Source organism: Streptomyces sp. NPDC002795, from assembly GCF_042888725.1.
Taxonomy (GTDB): domain Bacteria; phylum Actinomycetota; class Actinomycetes; order Streptomycetales; family Streptomycetaceae; genus Streptomyces.
Window position 1 is genome coordinate 452,198 of record NZ_JBIAQB010000007.1, and the last position, 19,612, is coordinate 471,809.

At 69.0% G+C, this 19,612-nt stretch carries 12 protein-coding genes and 1 pseudogene; 2 read left to right on the plus strand and 11 right to left on the minus strand.

Translation table 11 applies throughout. From position 1 onward, the window contains the following. Window positions 1-2: 2 nt before the first annotated feature. The 6 genes and pseudogenes from ACFYWS_RS23465 to ACFYWS_RS23490 all read right to left on the minus strand — a co-directional run. Window positions 3-1,100: an ImmA/IrrE family metallo-endopeptidase gene (locus ACFYWS_RS23465; RefSeq protein ID WP_389279680.1), complete on the minus strand. Its 1,098-nt coding sequence runs from the start codon at window positions 1,098-1,100 to the stop codon at window positions 3-5. A gap of 122 nt (window positions 1,101-1,222) precedes the next feature. After that, window positions 1,223-1,684, minus strand: a complete 462-nt coding sequence (locus ACFYWS_RS23470) for a hypothetical protein (protein ID WP_389279682.1) — start codon at window positions 1,682-1,684, stop codon at window positions 1,223-1,225. After that, window positions 1,665-3,860: a hypothetical protein gene (locus tag ACFYWS_RS23475; RefSeq protein WP_389279684.1), complete on the minus strand. Its 2,196-nt coding sequence runs from the start codon at window positions 3,858-3,860 to the stop codon at window positions 1,665-1,667. Before ACFYWS_RS23475 ends, ACFYWS_RS23470 begins: the two co-directional genes overlap by 20 nt. After that, complete coding sequence (locus ACFYWS_RS23480) at window positions 3,857-5,821, minus strand: hypothetical protein (protein ID WP_389279686.1); 1,965 nt, start codon at window positions 5,819-5,821, stop codon at window positions 3,857-3,859. Before ACFYWS_RS23480 ends, ACFYWS_RS23475 begins: the two co-directional genes overlap by 4 nt. Beyond that, window positions 5,818-7,374 carry an integrase gene (locus ACFYWS_RS23485; RefSeq protein WP_389279688.1) on the minus strand — a complete coding sequence of 519 codons (1,557 nt, stop codon included), beginning with the start codon at window positions 7,372-7,374 and terminating at the stop codon, window positions 5,818-5,820. The genes ACFYWS_RS23480 and ACFYWS_RS23485 overlap by 4 nt, the downstream gene beginning before the upstream one ends. 127 nt (window positions 7,375-7,501) lie before the next feature. Beyond that, window positions 7,502-9,377, minus strand: a pseudogene (locus ACFYWS_RS23490) (PHP domain-containing protein); the annotation flags it as partial. A gap of 199 nt (window positions 9,378-9,576) precedes the next feature. Here ACFYWS_RS23490 and ACFYWS_RS23495 point away from each other — a divergent pair. Beyond that, window positions 9,577-10,620 carry a DUF3533 domain-containing protein gene (locus tag ACFYWS_RS23495; protein ID WP_389279690.1) on the plus strand — a complete coding sequence of 348 codons (1,044 nt, stop codon included), beginning with the start codon at window positions 9,577-9,579 and terminating at the stop codon, window positions 10,618-10,620. A 28-nt stretch (window positions 10,621-10,648) separates the two neighbouring features. Here the strand turns inward: ACFYWS_RS23495 and adhE are convergent, their stop codons facing one another. The 4 genes from adhE to ACFYWS_RS23515 all read right to left on the minus strand — a co-directional run bounded on the left by adhE (window position 10,649) and on the right by ACFYWS_RS23515 (window position 16,780). Beyond that, the gene (gene adhE / locus ACFYWS_RS23500; RefSeq protein ID WP_389279692.1) at window positions 10,649-13,246 is read right to left on the minus strand and encodes a bifunctional acetaldehyde-CoA/alcohol dehydrogenase; all 2,598 of its coding nucleotides are present in this window, start codon (window positions 13,244-13,246) and stop codon (window positions 10,649-10,651) included. 253 nt (window positions 13,247-13,499) lie between these two features. Continuing rightward, window positions 13,500-14,582, minus strand: a complete 1,083-nt coding sequence (locus ACFYWS_RS23505; RefSeq protein ID WP_389279694.1) for a S1 family peptidase — start codon at window positions 14,580-14,582, stop codon at window positions 13,500-13,502. A 230-nt stretch (window positions 14,583-14,812) separates the two neighbouring features. Beyond that, a complete protein-coding gene (locus ACFYWS_RS23510) occupies window positions 14,813-15,706 on the minus strand; it encodes a slipin family protein (protein WP_389279696.1) in 894 nt (297 codons plus the stop codon). Window positions 15,707-15,877: 171 nt separating this feature from the next. Next, window positions 15,878-16,780 (minus strand): S1 family peptidase, encoded by a 903-nt coding sequence (locus ACFYWS_RS23515; RefSeq protein WP_389279698.1) that lies wholly within the window; start codon window positions 16,778-16,780, stop codon window positions 15,878-15,880. A gap of 552 nt (window positions 16,781-17,332) precedes the next feature. Here ACFYWS_RS23515 and ACFYWS_RS23520 point away from each other — a divergent pair. Continuing rightward, window positions 17,333-17,782 (plus strand): cell division protein SepF, encoded by a 450-nt coding sequence (locus ACFYWS_RS23520; RefSeq protein WP_389279700.1) that lies wholly within the window; start codon window positions 17,333-17,335, stop codon window positions 17,780-17,782. Between the two features lie 30 nt (window positions 17,783-17,812). On the opposite strand, the gene ACFYWS_RS23525 is transcribed toward ACFYWS_RS23520, so the two are convergent. Continuing rightward, window positions 17,813-19,435 carry an MFS transporter gene (locus ACFYWS_RS23525; RefSeq protein WP_389279702.1) on the minus strand — a complete coding sequence of 541 codons (1,623 nt, stop codon included), beginning with the start codon at window positions 19,433-19,435 and terminating at the stop codon, window positions 17,813-17,815. Window positions 19,436-19,612: the final 177 nt, after the last annotated feature.

The following is a 19,612-nucleotide window of genomic DNA, read 5'->3' on the forward strand; positions in this document are numbered from 1 at the left end:
CTTCAATGCGACGGCAACGGTGACGTGCGGTGACCTTCGACGTACAAGTGCTGGAAGTCCTCGGGCAGCAACCGGGCGCAGGCAGCTGCCGCTTCGAGGGTAAGCCCGCGCTCGTTGAGCAATGTTCGTACGAGTGCAGGCACGGTCCGGGGTTGCTCGCGGGGGATCTTCACGGGTTCGGCCGTGCGGTAGCCGAGTGCGGACATCTCGATGACGAGGGTACGGTGCTGCCACTCGGTCAGGGCGTTCAAGTCAAGGGCGCGGCGCAGCAGGGCGCTCATGGATACCCGCCAGGTTCGCTTGAGTTCCATGAGCCGTTGCAGATCGACGCCGCCCTTGAAGGCGTTCCGGATGTCGGCGGCCGGCATGAGGAGTTCCGCCGCGAAGGCGTCGGCCTGCTTCTCCTGCTGGGACCCGGCGCCGGGCTCCACGTGCATGATCAGGTGGCCGAGTTCATGAGCGACGCTGAACCGGCAACGGTCGCCGGGCGCCCGGTCGTTGACCAGGAGCAGCGGGGGCCCGGCCTCGCCCCACTGGCTGACGGCGTCCAGCAGATCGCTGCCGAGATCTCGTACGGCTACCAGCCCTCCGGCGTTCTCGACCGCCTCGATCACGTCCGGAACCGGCCCCGGGGACAGCCCCCACGCCTTGCGTACTTGTCGGGCGGCGTCCTTCGGGGTCGTGAGCGTAGACAACGGCACGCGCGCAAACCCGGAAGCCTCGCCAGGAGTCCGTGCCGCCGACGTGATTCCTTGCAACTGCATTCGGGTGAGGGTCAGTTGGGCGTGCACCTGGCGTAGCGCGGAGGCGGACAGGGCGGCCTTCTTGCGGTGATGGATCAGCCCGACGCCCACCCCTCCCACCTGCGGATCCAGACAGAGCAGGTCCTGCGGGTAGCCGAGCGCGGCCGCGTACCACTCCAGCCGGTCGTCACAGACGGCGAGTCGCCCTGACTCCGCTCGGCTCACGTATCCCTGCGACACCGCCGTCGCACCCATGGGAGATGCCTTGGACATGGCCGCACAGACCTCCGCCTGCGTGAGCCCGCGAGACTCACGCAGCAGGACAAGCATCCCGGGGTGGGCTTGCGTGCCGACCATTCCTCCACCTCCTCCGGCCTCAGTTCACTCCTCAGAATAGCACCTCAAATTATTCCACGCCGGATGCGGTCAATGGCCGCCCTCTGGAAGAACCGTTCGCGCAGATCAGGGGCCGTGACTCTTCAGCTCCCCGGCCCCGACGGCGGGAACCTGCGGCCCGGCCCGCGCCGTCGCTGCATCGACACCACCGTGGCGTCGGCAGCGTCCTCCTGGTCGCGGCGCAGGTTCTCCGCCTCGATGGCCAGCTCCACGGTGGTTCGGCGCAGGTAGGCGGTCAACTTCCTTTCCTTTGCGAGCTGTTGCGTGGTCTCCTTCAGCTCCTCGGTCACGGCCGCGTACCGCTCGGCGAGTTCCTGGGCCGCAGTCGGCACGCGGTCCTGCGCCTGGGCGCAAAGCCGGAACTCATCGACCAGGTCCTGGTGGTGGGGATATACAACGTCGCGGCGCAGTCCCGCCTCGACAATAAGTTCGGTGGCGGTCAGCCTGCCCGAGGCCGAGCGCAGGGGGGTTCCGGCCAGTAGCCGCTCGGCCGCCGCTTTGATCGCGGTGGCATCTCTGTCCCGGTCACGAGGTCTGCGTCCCATCAAGCCGCTCCTTACCCACTGGTTTCTGCTGGCTGTTTCCGTGCCGCCCCAGTTCATGTGCGGTGATCACCGCGCGCGCCTGGGTGGCTTTCGCCGCCTCCCGGTCCCTCAGGGGCCTTGGCGACAGCGGATCGACTGCGGCGGCCTCGTGCCGGGCGAGTTCTCTCTTCTTGTCCTCGATGTTGCGGTCGGTGTAGGCGAGGTTGACGCATTCGGTGCGGCAGAGCGGCTCGTCCGGTCCGTGCACATCCACTCCGGCCACTTCTCGTTCCTCCCGGCAGCCCGCGGTCTCGTATCGCCACACGCAGGTCATGCCCTGTCCGTGGTGAATGTCGGGATGCTTGCTGGACAGTAGGCGTCGGGCGTTGTCGGCCTGGATGACGACGCGCCCTGTGAACACGGCCGCGGACTTCCGGACCCGGTGCCGGTACTCCCGTGCGGACGGCCCGCTGACGTGTTCGCCGTCGTCGAGCGCTCGCAGGTCCTCGTCCACCTGCTCGCTGACCATCTCCAGCTCCTCGAGGGCGAGGTCCTCCATCCAGCTGGTGTCGGCGTCTCCGGCGTAGCCGAGTGTCACCTTGGCTCGAATATGCCCGTACTGCCCTTGCGCCGCCGCGAGTCCGCCCGGGCGTCGTACCACGAAGTGGGCGAGCGTGCGGCGGAAACGTGCCGCGTGAATGTCCTTCGTCGGGTCGGGCGGGATGGCCGGATCGTCCCGGCCGGAGAACTGGGCGTTCACCCAGCCCATGAACTCCCGGATGTCGTCGTTCATCGTGCCCGTCGGCTTCGACTGCTTCCGGCGCGAGCGGACCGTGGTGGTGCGTTGCCGGCTCGGCGGGAACAGCAGCTCGGCACCGGAGAGCGACTCCAGCATCTGCACGACGGGAGCGACCGCTCCGACCACGGCCCACGCCCGTTCCTCCGTCCCCTCCGGGTCGGGATCGGGATCATGGTCGGAACCTTTGCTGCGCCGCCCAACGAGCACCAGTCCGCCGTACTCGTCCTCGCGCAGGCATCCGCGGCGGAGCTGCAGAACCTCGCCGCTGCGCATGCCGGAGAGGTAGCAGATGACGATGAAGCATGCGGCCGTCAAGTAGCGCACCAGCTGGTTGACCTCGCGCACACCGATCGGGCGGTCGCGCCACGGAGCACCCTGGAAGCTGCCCGCGATCGGGCCGAGAAAGTAGGCGTCGGATTCCAGTTCAAGGCCGTAGCCCTCAGCCATGGACAGCAACAGGCCGTCGTACGGCTTCACATGAGGTCCGGTGGACGCCACCATGCGGGCGATGTGCTGGTGATCCACTCCGAGCTGGCCGCCGTGGCGCTCGCGGCGTTTCGTGCCGGGCAGGCCGCGGCCCGCGCGGTGAAGTTCGGCCAGGTAGACCGCGAGACGACCCTTCAAGGAACCGGAACCGAACCGGTCACGTGCTGCCAGGGTCGCCGGATGCCGCCCGTCCAAGAGCAGTCGTGCTTCACGGGCCGCGTCGCGGATGTCGGGCCCGAAGCCCTCGACCATCCGAAGGGCCCATGCCAGCAAGGCATCCATGGTGAGGGGATCGATGCGCGGCGTCTTGTTGTACCGGCTCTGCACGCGCTTGACGCCGACCAGGTCATCCGTCGAGGCGGCACCCCATGGTCTGCGGGGCGGGAGACGGTGCTCGTCGGGCAGCGCGTCCCGGTAACCCCAGACGACCCGAACCGCGTGCAGCAGGCGTCTCTTGTCCTCCGTGGAGTTGGGCAGGGCAAGGACGTGGCTCTTGTACAGGCCCAGGTCCCGACTGCTGACATCACACAAGCGCGTGAAACCGCGGGAATCCAGCCATGCGGCAAAAGGCGACATGGACATGACCCATTTGTGGATCGTCAGGACCTCGGGCTGCTCATCGATCAGTCCCGGCCGCAGTTGAGCGGGCCAGTTGGTGTTGAGCGCGACCCATGCGCACGTCGTGAAGCCTTCCCGCAAAGAGTCGGGCACCAGACGCGGCCAGTTCTCACTGACCGGGCACAGCTGATCGTCAAGCAGCCCTGGACCCAGACGCCAGACCGGGTCCCCGAACCGGGACAGTGTGGCCTTGTCCGTCGAGTCACGGAGCGGGCGGTGAGCCAGGACCACGGTATCCGGTCCCGGCAGAAGGGCTGCCCCGGCCGAGGGGCCGGGTGACGACACGGTTGTCACCGCAGGTTCATCCTTCCGTTGATGAGGTCGTCCACGAGCGCTCGCTCGGCGGCCGTGACGCGGTCGCGGGCGTCGGAGCGCTCGGCCGGGGTGTAGTGCCCCAGCAGGTTGGACAGACGGGCGAATGTCTCGGCGTGGAGGTGGGCCCACAGGCGTGGATCAAGGTCGCGCTGCAGATGCTTGAGGCGACCGTGCGCCTCGACTTGGACCGACAGGTGGCGGGGCAGTGCACGCGCGTTCTCGCACCGCAGGCAGTCGTCGAGGAATGAGGCGCCGCATGGCTTTCCGGACCCCGTGAGCGGGCTGTCCTCCGGGGCCGTGCAGCCCACCAGCACGGTGTCCTGCTCACCGGAGACCAGCCGGGCGAGAGTCTCCGTGTCCACGCCGATATCGGCCGCGGCCTGCTTCGGAGCCTCGGCAGCACGTGCGAGGAAGTCGTCCGTCAGCACCGGAATCTCCTGCACCGCGCGTGCCTTGGTGACCTCTTCCTCCAGCGCTTCGCGCATGACCGTGCGCCCGCGCTCAGTCGCCGGACGGCTCGTCCGCAGATAGTTCTGATACGTCTCCCTGGTGTGCGCCACGGGTCTTCCCCCGCGCTCCAGCGCCGCCCGCCGAAGCCGGTGCACATTGACCGCCAGCCCCTTGTCCGCTGCCTCTTCGGCCTTCTCCTTCCCCCTGTCCTGCTCGGTCGTCGCACCATCGTCGATGAGTTCACCAGGCGTATCACCCTCGCTTTCCGGGCGGCCGGCTCTCTCCTCAGGACGGAAGCCGTGCCCCGCCGCCCAGGCCACGATCCCGCTCCGATGGGTGCCGTTCCCCCACGCGAGACCTCCCCGAGCGCGGACTTTCGGGTAACAGAAGGCGTGTGTGTCTCCGCCGTGGCGTCTCGCGAACTCCGTCAGGTCCAGCAGCAGTTGGTAGACGCGGAAGGCAGAACGGAGCAGATGCTTGTCGTCATCCTTCATCTGCAGCACGTCGGAAAGCGATGCAGGGACATCCTCCAACGACGTCACCATGAACTCCAACGACGGCCCTCGACGTGGCTTCACTTCGTCCACGAGAGCCAGTGCGGGCCCTCCAAGGTCACCGTCCGGCCGGAAGTGCGCCGCCGGCCACTCTCCGATCGTGCCGAAGTTCTCACTAGTCAGATCGATGAACATCAAGCAGAACGCCACCGTCTCCGTGCGCGTCAGCGTCAGCCGGGACACAAGTCCGGAGACCCCGCCCAGTGCCTGCACCCAGGCGGGGATCCCGCCCTGTGGCGACGACGGTGTCACGCGCCGTGGCACGTCCCCGGTTCGGTCGAGGGTGTCCAGCACGCGGCCGAGCTTCTCGGCATGGTTGAAACGGCCGGGTGGGCCGAGGTCGCCGCGGCGGTACGCGGCCAGGACCTCGCGCCCCTCTTGGATCCGGTCGCGGGCGACGCGGATGTCGTGACGAACCGCGGTCATGAGCTCCTGGTGCTCCTCGTGGCTGTACGGCTGCACCTTCGACTCGTACGCGGGCAACCGCCCGTACAGGATGGCGTTGCGCGCCTCGGTCGACAGCTCCTTGTCGGCACGGAAGATCGCACGCAGTCGCTCCACATGGGACTTCCTGGAGCCCAGGGAAACGGCAAGCAAGCTCTCCTTGATGTGGGCGGCAGTGATGTGCGCGGGCTCGTACACGACCGGGTCCACTTTCGCGAGATATCCCGCCAGGAGCTGCACCCCGCACCAGAGACCCTCGGCAGCACTAACCCGCTTGACTCCGCAAGTCGGTCCAGTCACCCGCGCGAACGACCGGGCCAGCCACCGCTGAATACCAGCGCTGACCTGCAGTTTCGCAAAGTCGTACACCTTGCTGCAGCGCCCCTTCTCCTCGACGAAGAAGACGCTGCACTCGTCCTCAGTGATGACAAGCCGCTCCGGCGACTGCCAGTCCCCGGAAGGCACGCTCGCCTTGCGACCTCGCCGGCTCATTCGCCGTCCTCCGGGTCGTCGAGAAGCTCCCCATCCTCGGGAACCGGAGACAGGACCAGCTCACTATCCGCGGCGATTCTCCCCAGCAGAATGTCGACGGCCTCCCGCTGATCACCGTCGACCAACGCCATCAGGTAGTCGACTTCCAGGGCCGTGAAGGGTGCCAGGTACCAGTCCCTGGTGGTCTGCGGGTTGCGATGCCCGAGCATCGTGGCCAGCTGGTACCAGATGTCGCCGAACTGCTCACGAAACGAATGCTTCTCGGCTTCGGTGAACCCCTGCAGGCGCTGCTCCCATACGGCGCTCAGGATCGAGTACCAGACCAGCGCGTAGGAGTGCCGCAGCATGTGCGGCCGAGCCCACAGCGGACACTGGGAGGCCCGCCTCTCCCGCTGCTCCGCCTCCAGGTCGTCAAACCCGGGCCACCGCGAGCGTGCCCACGCCTGGGCAACCCGGGAGTTGGCGGTAGCGAACGTGTTCTCCCAGCTGTGGGCCCGATGCGGCAGGCCGTCGACGCTCAGCCAGACGGCGAGCGGCTCCAGCCCGTGTTCTGTCTCCCGGAACAAGCGGAGCCGCTCTTGTGGACCCAGAACATCAAGGGACATCGTCGCGGAACTCCCGCGCGGGGTCCGCACTTTGAGTGTCCGCGCACGGGGGTTGTGCCCGGTCACCATCACGAGGCCTGGCACCCGCTCGTACCGACCGACCCGCTGCGCCCGCCCGATCGCCTCTGCTCGCGAGCCTTCCATCGGGTCCATGTAGCCTGCCACGGCTTTCACAACCGCCCGCGGGATCCGGTAGTTACGTCCGTAGCGACGCCCCTTGGCGCAGGACTGCGCCAGCCACGCCTTCGGGTACCTGCTCGTCACCGGGACCAGCGGCAGCTCGACGTCCAGGACGCTCGCCCACTCCTCCAGCCGAAGCCCCGTACCCCACAGCCCCTCGACGAACGCCGTGTTGCGGTCCTCGTTGAAGCCGTGCCAGCTCTCCGGGCGCAGGCCGTCGAACCCATACCCCCTCAGCCCCACGTCCTTCCACTGCTCGAAAGCCTTGCGCAGCAGCCATTTCACCTGGCGTCGAGGCGCTCCGGCCGGACGGGAGGGATCCCGGCGCCCGGCCCCTTGCCCGAGGTTGCCGCCGGACTGCGCAGACTGGGACGGAATCGGATTGAAGACCTCGTACTCGCCGGAGGCCCACACGTAGAACCTCTTCAGTCCCGCCCGGTCAGTGTCGAAGGAGGTGCCCTCCACCCGCCAGCAGTTGCGGGAGTCTGCCATCCGCCAGTGCTTGAAGTCCGCGTAGTCGCGCTTGCTCGCCTCGTACCAGAGCCGCCCCCGCTGCTCCAGAAAGTTCAGCCAGACGACGAGCGCGTACGCGTACCGGCGCCACGTGGTCCGCTGCTTGGATACGATCTCGTCAGCACGGAAGAAGAGGTTGATCCACGGATCCGTGCCGTGCCGTCTCGACCAGACGATCGGCGTGCCATCCCGCGCTCCGTTCTCGCGTGCTCTTTCGTGTACGTCGCCCAGCTGCCCGAGATCCACGCCGCCCACGGGGACAGGGAAGTCCCGGCTGAGGTCGTAGAACTCGACAGCCCAAGAGCCCTCGGGCTCCTCCATGCAGATGCCTCCGTGCCAAAGTCCGAGCCGAAAACCGACAGTGACTCAGACGGTAGAGAAGCCCCGGCGACTCGGTCTGGAAGCAGCCCAAGGTCTGGGAGGACTGGATGAGCTGATACGTCTTCGGGTCGCCCGGCCACCCGCTCGATCTCGCCCACCGAGTGCGCCATCGCGGACTGCATCCGCACCCCGAGGACGTCGAGCTTGAGAAGCCCGAGGTCCTCCACGTCCTCCTTGTCGAACTGGGACATGGGAAAGCCCTCGGTGCTGGTCGGCACGACGGGGGTGCGCCGCAGCAGGGACGTGTCCGAGAGCAGCACCCCGCACGGGTGCATGGCGATCCCGCGCGGCAGCGCGTCGAGTGCCTCGACGAGGTCCCACAGTCTCGGCGGGTACGCCTCCGGGTCGATGCCGCGCAGCTCCGGCAGCTCCTGGAGCGCGGAGCGGGCGTCGCGGGCGCGGATGTGCGGGAAGGACTTCGCGAGCCGGTCCACCTCGGCGGGCTCCATACCGAGAGCGAGGCCGACGTCCCGTACGGCATGGCGGACCCGGTAGGTCTCCGGCATGGACACGGTGGCCACCCGCTCGGGTCCGAAGCGGTCCAGGATCGCCCGGTAGACCTCCAGGCGGCGGGCGGACTCCACGTCGATGTCGATGTCGGGCAGCTCCATGCGCTGCTCGGACAGGAAGCGCTCCATGAGCAGTCCGTGTTCGACCGGGTCGGCGGTGGCGATGCCAAGGAGGTGGTTGACCAGCGAGCCCGCGCCGGAGCCGCGCGCAGCGACTCGGATGCCCAACTCCCGTGTGTCGGAGACCACTTGGGCGACGGTGAGGAAGTAGGAGGCGTAGCCCTGCCGTTCGATCAGGCCCAGCTCGTCCTCCAGACGGTCCCAGTACCGGCGCTTGTAGTCGTAGCGGCGGGCCAGCATCGCGGCGGTGCAGCGCGAGCGCAGCACCCGGTCGGGGGTGCGCCGGGCGGCGCCCACGAGGCCGGGTTCGGGGAAGTGCACCCGGCCGAGCCCCAGGTCGTCCTCGGGGTCGACCCGGCAGGCCTGGGCGGTCTCCTCGGTGACGTCGAGGAGGCGGCGCGCGGTGTTGGCCCCGTATCCGGCGGCCTCGGCGACCTGCTCGGCGATGCGCGCCATGTCGATGGCCGGCTTGAGCCACCGCTCGCCGCTGTCGAGCGTGGAGCGCGGGTCGATCGGCACCAGGCGGCGCGCGGAGTCCAGCACGTCCGCGACCGGGCCCTGCCCGGAGTCGGCGTAGCGGACGGCGTTGCTGAGCACCGGGGCGATCCCCTGGTCCGCGGCGAATCCGAGGGCGCGCGCGGCGTGCCGCAGCGAGCCGGGACCTGTGCCGCTCAGCCCGTGGGAGACGACCTCGATCCGCAGCGCCGCGCTCCCGTACCGCTCCCGCCAGGGCGCGAGCAGCCGGGCCGCGCGGTCCGGGCGTCCCGCGGCGAGCGCGCGGCCGACGTCGGAGTCGGGGCCGAGCAGTACGAGGACGGGGCCGTGGTCCGCCCCCAGGGCGTCCCAGGGCAGCAGGGGCCGGCGGTTGTCCCCCGCGTCCCGGTGCGCGGCGGTGACGAGCCGGCACAGTTCGGCCCAGCCGTCCGCGCCGCCCTGGGCGAGGAAGACGACACGCTGCGCCGACTCGTCGACGAACGCGCCGCCCCTGGCCGGGGTGCGCCGCCGTTCGGTGCGCTCGGCCGTTTCGACGGGCGCGGCCACGGCGAGGTCCACCCCGAACAGTGGCCTGATTCCGGCGCGGCCCGCGGCCTTGGCGAAGCGGACGGCGCCGCCGAGGGTGTCCCGGTCGGTCAGGGCGAGGGCGTCGAGGCCGCGCTCGGCGGCCCGCTCGGCGAGCGCGTCCGGGTGCGAGGCCCCGTACCGCAGGGAGAAGCCTGAGGCGGTGTGCAGATGCGTAAAGCCCCGCATCCGAACCACCTCGCCACTACTCCCCCCTCTATCCGACCTGTCACACCAGCCTCATCAGGGCCGATGCCCTCACCGTAAACCATGTTCGAATATTTGTGCGAGCTGAACCCGCCACCCGGAACCCGCCACCCTGAACCGCCTCCCACCCGTTCGGCCCTCCCCGACTGCACGAGCCGGGGCCTCACCCGAGCGTTGAGGCATGAAGTTCGCCGAAGAGTTCAGAAACGCCGTCACGCCCAGAGCCGCGCTCCTTGTCATCGGTGTTCTGGCTCTCCAGCTCCTGTTCATCACCTCGTACGTGGGGGCGCTGCACAATCCGAAGCCGAAGGACGTCGCGTTCGGCGTCGTCGCGCCGCAGCCCGCGGCGGCGAAGCAGCTCGCGGAGCAGCTGGACAAGCTGCAGGGGTCCCCGCTCGACGCGCGGGTGGTCAAGGACGCGAAGACCGCCCGCGAGCAGGTCCTGAACCGGGAGATCGACGGCGCCCTGGTGTTCCACGCGAAGGGCGCGCAGGACACCCTCTACGTCGCGTCCGGCGGCGGCACGGTCCTGGCGTCCGCGCTCCAGGGCCTGGCCACCACGATCGACGCCCAGCAGCAGCGCACGGTGAAGACCGTCGACGTGGCGCCGGCGTCGGTGCAGGACTTCGACGGCCTCTCGGCCTTCTACCTCGTCGTCGGCTGGTGCGTCGGCGGCTATCTGTGCGCCTCGATCATGTCGATCAGCGCCGGGTCCAAGCCGGCGAGCCCGCAGCGCGCCGCCATCCGGCTCGGCTCGCTCGCGGTCTTCGCGATCGTGGGCGGCATCGGCGGCTCACTGATCATCGGCGACTCGATCCTGGGCGCGCTGCCTGGATCCTTCTGGGGCCTGGCCGGGCTCGGCGCCCTGATCACCTTCGCGGTCGGCGCGATCACGCTCGCCCTGGAGGAACTCACCGGCGTCGTCGGCATCGGCCTCGCGGTCCTGCTGATCGTCATCGCGGGCAATCCGAGCGCGGGCGGCGCCTTCCCGCTGCCGATGCTGCCGCCGTTCTGGCAGGCGATCGGCCCCTGGCTGCCACCGGGCGCGGGCACCTGGGCGGCCCGCTCCATCGCCTACTTCAAGGGCAACGACCTCACGCAGTCCCTGCTCGTCCTGTCCGCGTGGGCGGTGGTGGGCATCGTCGCGACGCTGCTCGTGTCGGCCCTGCGCGAGAAGCGTCGCGGCGTGCGGCCGGAGCCGACGGCGGAGCCCGCCGCGTCGTGACACGACGCGGCGGGCTCGAAGCGGGGCGCTATTCGGTTCCGTAGTACGCCTGCCGCATCAGCCGCTTCATGTCGTCGATCATCGGCATCCGCGGGTTGGCGGGCGCGCACTGGTCGGCGTAGGCGTTCATGGCCTGCTGCGGCAGGGCCTCCATGAACTCCCCTTCGTCGACGCCCTCTTCACGCAGCGACGCCGGGATCCCGCACCGCTCGCGCAGTTCCTCGACCGCCTTCGCGTACGACTCCACGCCCTCCTCGGGGGTGGCCGCCGGCAGGCCCAGCATCCTCGCGATGTCCTGGAGCCGCTCGGGCGCCCGGTACGTCTCGGCCTTCGGCCACGGCGTCGCCTTGTACGAGACGGTGCCGTTGTGCCGGATGACGTGCGGGAGGAGCAGCGCGTTGGTGCGGCCGTGCGCGACGTGGAAGGTGTTGCCGAGGGTGTGCGCCATCGCGTGGACGAGGCCGAGGAAGGCGTTGGCGAAGGCCATGCCCGCGATGGTGGACGCGTTGTGCATCTTCTCGCGCGCCTCGGGGGCCCTGGCGCCGTCCTTCACGCACGCCTCCAGGTTCTCGAAGACGAGCCTGATGGCCTGGAGGCACTGGCCGTCGGTGAAGTCGTTCGCGTAGACCGAGACGTAGGCCTCCGTCGCGTGGGTCAGCGCGTCGAAGCCGGAGTCGGCGGTCACCGTCGGCGGCAGGTTCATCGGCAGCATCGGGTCGATGATCGCGACGTTCGGGGTGAGCGCGTAGTCGGCGAGCGGGTACTTCTGGGCGGCGGCCGGGTCGGAGATGACGGCGAAGGGGGTGACCTCGGAGCCGGTGCCGGAGGTGGTCGGGATGGCGACGAGCTTCGCCCTCTCCCCCAGCTGCGGGAACGTGTAGGCCCGCTTGCGGATGTCGAAGAACTTCTCCTTCGTGTCCGCGAACTCGATCTCCGGGTGCTCGTACATCAGCCACATGATCTTCGCGGCGTCCATCGGCGAACCACCGCCGAGCGCGACGATCGTGTCGGGCCCGAAGTCCCGCATCGCGGCGGCGCCCGCCCGCACCGTGGCCAGCTCCGGGTTCGGCTCCACGTTGTCGATGACCTGCAACGTCACAGCCTCGGAGCGGGAGTTGAGGATGTCGGTGATCTTCTGGACGAAGCCGATGTCACTCATCGTCCTGTCCGTGACGACGGTGACACGGTGCACGTCGGCCATCTCGGCGAGGTACTTGACGGCGCCCCGCTCGAAGTAGATCTTCGGCGGGATCTTGTACCACTGCATATTGGTGTTGCGCCGCCCGATCCGCTTGATGTTGACGAGGTTGACCGCGGAGACGTTGTTCGAGACGGAGTTGTGGCCGTAGGAGCCGCAGCCGAGGGTCAGCGACGGGAGGAAGGAGTTGTAGACGTCGCCGATACCGCCGAAGGTGGAGGGCGAGTTGACGATGACGCGGACCGCCTTGACCCGGCGGCCGAACTCCTCGGCCAGCTCCTCGTCCTCGGTGTGGATGGCGGCGGAGTGGCCGAGCCCGTTGAACTCGACCATCTGCACGGCCAGTTCGAGCCCGTGCCCGGTGTCGTTCGCCTTGAGGGCGGCGAGGACCGGGGAGAGCTTCTCGCGGGTGAGCGGCTCGTCCGGACCGACCTCCGCGCACTCGGCGACGAGGATCGAGGTGTCCTCGGGGACCTCGAAACCGGCCTGCCCGGCGATCCAGGCGGCGGACCTGCCGACGACGGACGCGTTCAGCTTGGCGCCCGAGCAGTCGCTGCCGTGGGCGGTGGCGCCGAAGACGAACTCCTCCAGCTTGGCCTTCTCCGCGGCCGTCACCACGTGCGCGTTGAGCCGCTGAAGTTCGGCGATGCCGTCCTCGTAGATCTCCCGGTCGAGGATCACGGCCTGCTCGGAGGCGCAGATCATGCCGTTGTCGAAGGCCTTGGAGAGCACGATGTCGTGGATGGCGCGGCCCAGCTTGGCGTCCTTCGCGACGTACGCGGGTACGTTGCCCGCGCCGACGCCGAGGGCGGGCTTCCCGCACGAGTAGGCGGCCTTGACCATGGCATTGCCGCCGGTGGCGAGGATCGTGGAGACGCCCTCGTGGTTCATCAGGAGGCCCGTCGCCTCCATGGACGGCTCCTCGATCCACTGCACGCAGTGCGCGGGGGCGCCGGCCTCGACGGCCGCGTCGCGCACGATGCGAGCGGCCCGCGCGGAGCACTTCTGGGCGCTGGGATGGAAGGCGAAGACGATCGGGTTACGGGTCTTCAGGGCGATCAGCGCCTTGAAGACCGTGGTCGACGTGGGGTTGGTGACGGGGGTCATCGCGCAGATGACGCCGACCGGTTCGGCGATCTCGGTGATGCCATTGATCTCGTCACGGGAGACGGCCCCGGCCGTCTTCAGGCCGCGCATCGAGTTGACGACGTGCTCGCAGGCGAAGAGGTTCTTGACCGCCTTGTCCTCGAACACGCCCCGGCCGGTCTCATCGACGGCGTCCTTCGCCAGGTCGCCGTGGTGGCTGAGCGCCGCGAGCGACGCCTTCTTGACGATGTGGTCGACCTGTTCCTGGTCGTACGTCTCGAACATCGCGAGCGCTTCGCGCGCTCCGGCGACCAGTTCGTCGACTGTCCCCTCGACATCCACGGCAGGGTCCCTTTTTCGCGCCTTTTTCGCTGATGCCTCAATTCCACACCTAAGCGCTCCGCTCAGGGGGCGGAGAACGGCCCTGGGTCGCGGGACCAAGGTCCCGGCGAGCTTTGGCCGGGGTGTCGGCCACCCCGCCTCACCTGCGGCGATCCGTAGGGACCAAGGACCCTCGGGCATTTGTGAAAACTTTCACAAGAAAGTCGAAAAAGGGGCACCCCGCAGCTGCGGGGTGCCCCGGAATCAGCTCAGGTCAGCCGATTTCCGTGCCAGTAGCGGACAGCGCCTCCGTCACCGGCTGGAAGAAGGTCTCGCCACCGGAGGTGCAGTCGCCGCTGCCGCCGGAGGTGAGGCCGACCGCCGAGTCGCCGGAGAAGAGCGAGCCGCCGCTGTCGCCGGGCTCGGCGCAGACATCGGTCTGGATGAGGCCGTTGACGATGTCGCCGTTGCCGTAGTTCACGGTGGCGTCCAGGCCGGTCACCGTGCCCTCGTGCACCTGCGTGGTGGAGCCGGAGCGGGTCACGTTCATGCCGGCGGTCGCGTCCGCCGCCTTGGTGATCTGCTGCGCGGAGCCGTTGTAGAGGTTGACCTCGCTGGGGTGGTCGACGCCGGCCGAGTACTTCACCAGGCCGTAGTCGTTGTCGGGGAAGCTGGAGTCGGCGTTCGTGCCGATCTCCTGGCCGCTGGAGTCGGACCACGTGGAGATCGACTCGGTGCAGTGGCCCGCCGTGAGGAAGAACGGCTCGCCGCCCTTGGTCACGTTGAAGCCGAGGGAACAGCGGCTGCCGCCCCCCGTGATGGCGTCGCCGCCCGCGACGAACGGCCTGAACTCACCCTGGCTGCGCTTGAGTTCGGCCTTGCCGCCGAGCTTCTCGACGACCCCGGTGAGCTGGTTCCAGGCCGAGCCCTTGACCGTGCGGTCGGCGGTGACGACGACCTTGTTGGTGGCGGGGTCGACGGCCCAGGAGGTGCCCGGGATGGTCGCGTCCTGCTTCAGGGTCGTCCGTGCGCCCTTGAGCTCGGCGAGGGAGTTCTGGACGACTCTGGCCTTCGCGCCGGCGGCCTGTGCCGTCTGCGCGGCGTCGTCGTTCAGGACATTGACGACGAGCTGCTTGGCCTTGGCGTCGTAGTAGCTGCCCGCCGAGTTCGCTCCCAGGTCCTTGGTCAGACTGGACGCGAGAGATCCGGCCTTGGCGATCGAGAGCTTCTGGGGAACCAGGTCGGGGGTTTCGGTGCTGGCGTTCGCGGTCTGGAGGGTGATGCCTGCGGCGACCAGGGCGAGGATGCCCGCTCCGGCCACGGCGGCGCGCCGCTTGGGTATGCGTCGGTGCTTCAACTCTCGTCCTCCTGTGGGGGGTTGGGATACCGGTTCGAGTGGGGCCGGACCGGATCCGTGAGGCTGACGGGCCCACTATCCCGACCGTCACAGGGAGCACACAAGGTCGACTTCCGGACGCGCGTTCGCCAAACCCCGTACGCCCTTCACTACTTGGTTGCGCTCCCGCACCGCACGTCGACCTCCGAGGCAGACACACCGTGCACCCGGGGAGGGGCGGAGGGTGAGGTCTACTCCTGTCTGGATTTCGCCCCTGCTTGCTCGCCGTTCACCGTGGACTCGGGGGCATCCGCCACGACCTTCTCCGGCAGCGCCCCCTCGGCGAGTTGCATAACGGCGGCCCGCGCCGCGTGCTCCGCGTCTCCGGGCGTGGCCCGCTCCAGGAAGCGCAGCAGCTCGACCGGGAACGGCAGCACCAGCGTCGAGTTCTTTTCCGCCGCGACCGCCACCACGGTCTGCAACAGCCGGAGTTGGAGCGCCGCCGGCTGGTCGGACATCACGCCCGCCGCCTCCGCCAGCTTCTTCGACGCCTGCAACTCGGCGTCGGCGTTGATGACACGGGCCCTGCGCTCACGGTCGGCCTCGGCCTGCCGGGCCATCGAACGCTTCATGGTCTCCGGCAGCGACACGTCCTTGATCTCGACGCGGTCGATCTGCACGCCCCAGCCCACGGCCGGGCTGTCGATCATCAACTCCAGGCCCTGGTTGAGCTGTTCGCGGTTCGACAGCAGATCGTCGAGGTCGCTCTTGCCGATGATGGAGCGCAGCGAGGTCTGCGCCATCTGCGAGACGGCGAACCGGTAGTCCTCGACCTGCACCACGGCCTCGGCCGCGTCGACCACCTTGAAGTAGATGACGGCGTCCACCCGGACCGTGACGTTGTCCCGTGTGATGCCGTCCTGTGCGGGCACCGGCATCGTCACGATCTGCATGTTGACCTTACGGAGCCGGTCCACGAACGGCACGATCATCGTGAACCCCGGGCCGCGCACGGACCGGGTGAGCCGGCCGAGCCGGAACACCACCCCGCGCTCGTACTGTTTGACGACGCGCGCCGCGGACATCACATAGACCCCGCCGGCACATACGACGGCCACTCCCGCCGTCACCAGTTCCTCGACCATCTCACGGCCCCCCAGGGTCCGAAGTGGGCGCAAAAGGCGTGTACTTCGACAGTAGACCCGTAAGGGGCGCATAGGGAGAGCTGGAGAGCCCCCGCCGGGCCGAAGTGGCCGGACGGGGGCTCCCCTTGCTGGCTGCGACTGCGGAACGTGGCTCGGGGTGGAGCGGTCGGATCAGTAGACGCTCACGCCGTACCTGCTGAGCGCCTCGGTCACCGGCTGGAAGAACGTGGTGCCGCCGGAGGAGCAGTTGCCACTGCCGCCGGAGGTGAGGCCGTAGGCGGTGGAGCCGCCGTAGAGCGGGCCGCCGGAGTCGCCGGGCTCGGCGCAGACCGTGGTCTGGATGAGGCCGGAGACGATGTCGCCGCCGCCGTAGTTCACCGTGGCGTTGAGGGCGGTGACCCGGCCGCTGTGCGTGCCGGTGGTGGAGCCCTTGCGGGTGACGGTGGTGCCCACGGACGGCGTGGCGGCGCGCGTGATGTCCACGCTGCCGACGGTGCCGGGGTGCGCGACGCCGCTCGCGTACTTGACGATGCCGTAGTCGTTGCCGGGGAAGCTGGACCCGGTGGTGGAGCCGGCGGTCGCGGTGCGTGCGGAGTTGGACCACCAGGTCCCGGCGCCGTCCGTGCAGTGACCGGCGGTCAGGAAGTAGTAGGTCCCGGCGCTGTTGCGGACGTTGAAGCCGAGTGAGCAGCGCCAGCTGCTCGCGTAGATGGCGTCGCCGCCGGATATCAGCTTCTTGAAGGTGCCCGCCGTGCGCTCGACCTTGAGGGCGCCCGCGGTGTCGCCGGCCGCCTTCTTGATCTTGTTGATCTCGGCCTGCGAAACCGTGCTGTCGACGGTGACGACGACCTGTTTGGTCTTGGAGTCGACGGCCCAGGCGGTACCGGCGACGTCGGCCGACCGGACGGCGTCACGGGTCTGGGTGAGTTCGGAGGCGCTGAACGTCTGCGGCGCGTCGGACGCGCTGGCGGAGGGAATCGCGAAGGCTGCCACGGCGAGCAGACCGGAACCGACGGCGATCAGCCGGGTCGATCTGGCTCTGCCACTGCGGGGGGTGCTGCGCTTGATCCTCACTGCTCGTTCCTCCCGTAGGGAAGTCGGGGGCCCTCATAGGGTGGGGCCCGTGAGGCGCAGTCAGGATGCGGCGGCCGTCCGGATCCCGGACACGCCGTGCTCCTGACAATCGCTGACGGGAGTATTCGCCGGTCGAACCGCCATGCACAAGAGCGCCTTTCGGACTTCCGCCACTTCTCCACACGCTCTGAGCCTCCGTCAGAACCGAGACACGCCGAACAAGAAAACTCCCCCGCACGCCGGATGACGGCCCGTCACCCCGGCCGCGCGACGATCGGCGTCGTATCGAGCCCTTGCACGGTGCCTTCGTTCACCCGTACGCACCGAAGGTCACCCATACGCCGTGAAGAATCATATTTCACTCACCATCAGCAGCCGTATCCCGTACAACCCTTGGGAACTGGGGGACAACGTCACGCAGACTGTGCACCAGTACCGTCACGAAACCCCCGCGCGGCGACTATCCCCTTGGCGCGGCATCTGCATCATGGACGAACATTGGGGATGCACGACATGCGGAACGCAGAGGAACCGCTGTGAGAGGAGGCGTCCATGGGATCGGTGCGCAAGGCGAGTGCCTGGCTTGGCCTCGTCGACGACAACGATGAAGAGCGTTACTACGACGACGACTACGACGAGGGGCCCGAGCCCGCCGCCGCCGGCGACGCGGCCTGGGTCACGGACCCGCGCGTGAAGGTCGCCTCCGAGGAGGCCCAGGAGAAGGGCCGCCGGATCGGCACCGTGACCCCCGACAGCTTCCGGGACGCGCGGCGCATCGGAGAGATGTTCCGGGACGGGGTGCCGGTCATCATGAACCTCACGTCGATGGAGGCCTCCGACGCCAAGCGCGTCGTGGACTTCGCGGCGGGCCTGATCTTCGGGCTCCGGGGTTCGATCGACCGGGTCGCCACGCGGGTGTTCCTGCTGAGCCCGGCGGACACGCAGATCGTCTCGGGCCATGACACCAAGGAACCGACGGACGGTTTCTTCAATCAGAGCTGAGCGGTTCGGGGACCTCCCCCGGACCGCTGGTCACACGGCCGAGGACTCGGCCCGTGACGAAGCCCGCCGCGGCGCCGCCACGTCCGCGTCGTCCGCCGCGGGCGCCTCGCACTCCATCCGCCGGGGCAGCCGCAATGCGGCGACGGCCCCCACGAACAGCAGGACCGCACTGACGACCAGCGTGACGTGCAGACCGTGCACGAACGCGCCGCGCGCGGCGTCCCGCAGCGCGCTCCCCGCCGTGTCCCCGAGCCGCGCGGCGATCTGGTACGCCTCCCCCAGAGAGTGCCCCGCGGCGGTCGACGTGCCGTCGGAGACCCCCGGCACATTGCCGAGTCCGGGCGCGTACGCCGCGTTCATCACGGAGCCGAGCAGCGCGATGCCCATGCCGGCGCCCAGCTGGTACGAGGTCTCACCGATCGCGGCCGCGCCCCCCGCGTCGTCCGCGGGCGCCTCCGTGAGCATCGACTCGTAGGCCCCGAACAGCGTGCTCTGGAAGCCGAAGCCGAGCAGCACGAAGCCGAAGCCGAGCAGCCATGGCTTGTCCTGCTCGCCCATCGCGCAGAGCATCAGCACGGCGCAGGCGGTCAGCGCGAAGCCGGTCGACACCATGGCGCGTGGGCCGAAGCGGCGCAGGACCGCCGAGCCGATGACGCCCGCGGTCATCGCGGCGAAGGTCAGCGGCAGCATCCGCAGGCCGGTCTCCAGCGGACTGAGGCCGAGCACCAGCTGGAGGTACTGGACCGCGATCAGTTCGAGGCCGACGAGGGCGAGCATCGCGATGACGATGCAGCCGACGGAGGTGGAGAACGCGACCCGCGAGAACAGCTTCATGTCGATGAGCGGGTGTTCGCGGCGGCGCTGGCGGCGCACGAAGAGGAAGAGCAGCACGACGCCGACGACGAACGGCAGCACGGCCTCGGCGTCGAGCAGATCGCGCTTGGTGCCGAGTTCCTTGATGCCGTAGACGACACCGAGCACGCCGAGCGCGGCGAGCAGCGCGCCGAACAGGTCCCACGGACCGTCGCTGCGCCCCTTGGACTCGGGCACGAGGACCCGGCACAGCGGCAGCATGATCAGCATCAGCGGGATGTTGATGAGGAAGACGGAACCCCACCAGAAGTGCTCGACGAGGAAGCCGCCGAGTACGGGTCCCGTGGCGGCGCCGACCGCGGCGACCGCGGTCCACACGCCGATCGCGACGGCCCGCTCGTGCCGGTCGGGGAAGACGTCGCGCAGGATCGAGAGCGTCGCGGGCATGATCATCGCGCCGCCGATGCCGAGGATCGCGCGGGCCACGATGAGCACCTGCGCGGTGTCGGAGAACACGGCGAGCGCGGAGGCCGCGCCGAACAGGGCGTAGCCGAGCAGCAGGATCTTGCGGCGGCCCACTCTGTCGCCCAGCGTGCCGAACAGGATCAGCAGCGAGGCGCACACCAGCGGGTACGCGTCACCGATCCACAGGAGCTCGACGGACGTGGGCTTGAGGTCCTCGGTGACCGCCGGCAGCGCGACGTAGAGGATGGTCGAGTCGAGCGCGACCAGGAGGAGGCTCGTGCACAGGACGACGAGGACGACCCAGCGGTGGGGGCGGGTGCCCATGGCGGTCAGGCGCCCGAGCGCGCGCCCGGAGGCCGTGTTCGTCCCGGACATGTACCTACCTCCCAGTGGTCCTCGCGTTCGGCGGTTCCCAGGACTGGGGAGGCCATTGGCCTGGCCTGGGTTCCAGCTCGGGAGGAGCGGTCTCCCGGCCCCGCGGCGATAAGGCGAGTAAGCCGTCAGCGTACGCGAGTTCTCGCCAATGACACGTGGCGGACCTCTCAGGGCACC